Source organism: Corallococcus terminator, assembly GCF_003611635.1.
GTDB lineage: Bacteria > Myxococcota > Myxococcia > Myxococcales > Myxococcaceae > Corallococcus > Corallococcus terminator.
Map to the genome: position 1 here is coordinate 1 of NZ_RAVZ01000658.1, position 1,704 is coordinate 1,704.

The following is a 1,704-nucleotide window of genomic DNA, read 5'->3' on the forward strand; positions in this document are numbered from 1 at the left end:
ACGTTCGCCCTCGCGACGTGGTGCGTTTCACATCCTCAGGCGTGGCGAAGTCGGTGCCGCTGCCCTTCAGTTTGGCCTCCTCCCCCCGCGCCAGCATGTATGCCACGCCACCGCCCACCAGGAGCCCTCCCCCGATTGTCGCCGGTAGCCACACGCGTCGAAAAGACGGCGGTTGCTCCTCTTCTGCAGGACTCACGACGTGTGCGAAAGGGAGAGACGACGGAGGGTGTAGCGGAGGTACGACAACACGAGGCTGTGGCGCCATCTCAGGTGCGGCCATTTCGGAAAGCTGGCGCTTCACCTGCTGACGCGCCTCCTCGAATCGCTGCTGAACCTTGGGCGAGACGAGGAAGGGTAATTCGGCGTCGGGCTGCAGCTTCAGCGCCGCTGAGAAGGCCTCATTGGCAGCATCCGCCCTACCGAGTTCCGCGAGAATCAACCCTTCGTAGAGAGAAAGGCTCACGTCATCGGCGGCGGCCGAGACACTCCTGCCCTGCGCCAGTTGCTGCAGGGCCTGCTCATAATCCAGCTCATTGTAGAGCTTTAGGGCTTCGTCCAAGTAGGGTTGCACCTTGCGCGCCTCCTGAGCATGGCCACCTCGTGGCACGTCTTGAGCATGGCCATCTCGTGGCACGAGCACTATGCAGGCCAGCACCAGCACGGCTGCGAGCATCTTGGCTCTCCGAAAAACCAGGGACATGTCTTTCTCAGCCTCGGTGGGGATTGAGGTTTGGGGCGACCCTTACCACACGCGCGGGGCCAGGGGGCACAACGGCCTCGGCATCGCCGCCTGAGCCTCCACCACTTCCGCCGAGGAACTGCCTCCTCGTAACCGCACGAGGGAGGCGCCAATGTCCTTCGTGGGCGTGGGTAGCGGGAAGTTGCCAACCGTGCTGGGAAGCATTTAACTTTTCCACCAAACCTGGGAGAACGTGGCTCCAAATGCACATTGGGAAGTACCAGCTCATCAGGAAGCTCGCCACGGGAGGAATGGCGGAGGTCTATCTAGCGAAAGCCGCCGGGCCCATGGGATTCAAGAAAACGCTCGTGCTCAAACGAATCCTCCCGCACCTTGCTGAAGAGCCGGCGTTCGTGGAGATGTTCCTGAGCGAGGCGAAGCTTGCTGCACAGCTCGAGCACCCGAACATCGTCCAGATTTTCGACTTCGGCGAGGCCGGAGGCAGCTACTTCCTGGCGATGGAACTCATCGACGGGCCAAGCCTGCGAAAGCTGGTGAAGCGCGCGGTAGAGGTGCCCCTTCCGCAGACCCTCTGCGCAAGACTGGTGGCGTCCGCGGCGGAGGGCTTGGCCTACGCACACGAGTTCCGTGATTCGGCCACGGACGAGCCACTAGGGCTGATTCACCGCGACGTGAGCCCGGACAACATCCTGGTGTCGCGGCAGGGGGCGGTGAAGGTGGTCGACTTCGGCATCGCCAAGGTGGCCGGACAGAAACACCGCACACAAACAGGCGTGGTGAAGGGCAAGCTGGCGTACATGCCCCCGGAGCAACTCCAGGCGAAGCCGTTGGACCGGCGCGTGGACGTCTATGCGCTCGGAGTGGTGCTGTACGAGCTGCTCACTGGGAAGCGCCCTTTCGGTACGACCACCGAGGAGGGCACCATGCGAGCCATCCTCTTCGAGCCATTCGTTCCCGCCGCACTGAGGCGGCCGGACCTGTCAGTAGCACTACAGCATGTGCTG

2 protein-coding genes are annotated in these 1,704 nt (G+C 62.9%); one reads left to right on the plus strand and one right to left on the minus strand.

Annotated features, from left to right (window positions below; translation table 11 throughout):
• Positions 1-673 (minus strand): tetratricopeptide repeat protein (locus D7V88_RS41245; RefSeq protein WP_147449141.1); only part of this gene is annotated, 673 nt, incomplete at its 3' end.
• Positions 674-942: 269 nt separating this feature from the next.
• Here D7V88_RS41245 and D7V88_RS41250 point away from each other — a divergent pair.
• Positions 943-1,704: serine/threonine protein kinase (locus D7V88_RS41250; protein WP_147449142.1), on the plus strand; the 762-nt coding region annotated here is incomplete at its 3' end.